Below are 550 nucleotides of genomic sequence, written 5' to 3' on the forward strand. Positions count from 1 at the left end.
TCGATCGTGCCCGCCGCCTCGTGATCCAGGCTGATGCCATCACGCAGCTTCAGCACACCGCCCACGATCTCGAACCGCGCATCGTCGACGCTGTAAGTGAGCTGGCCATTGCCGCTCGCCGGCGCATCCGGATCACTGGCACTCACCCGCCCGATCACCGCACCCGCCGCGTTCTCGGCCACAACCGTTCCCGACACCACCGGCGCCGTCGGCATCTCGTTCACATCGGCCACGGTGATCGTCACCGTCCCCGCAAGCGTCGCGCCATCCGAGGCCATCGAGGTGATCACCAGGCGGATCGTCGCCGCCGCCTCGCGATCCAGGCTGACGCCATCGCGCAGCTTCAGCGTCTGCACGCCATCCCGATCGACGATCTCGAACCGGGCATCGTCAACCGTATAGCTGCCGCCATCCGGGTCCGGCAGCGTTCCGATCACCGCACCCGCCGCATTCTCGGCCACCGTCCGCCCGGTCAGCACCGGCACGACCGGCGTCACGCCGTCATCGCCAACCGCCAGCGTCACCGCCAGCGCCGCCGACAAACCGCCCG

General features: G+C 69.1%; 1 protein-coding gene. It reads right to left on the reverse strand.

The features are described from left to right. On the reverse strand, window positions 1–550 hold a 550-nt coding region (locus tag WG924_RS28290), incomplete at both ends, for a cadherin repeat domain-containing protein (protein WP_345936340.1).

Source organism: Tistrella arctica (assembly GCF_039630945.1).
Lineage (GTDB): Bacteria > Pseudomonadota > Alphaproteobacteria > Tistrellales > Tistrellaceae > Tistrella > Tistrella bauzanensis.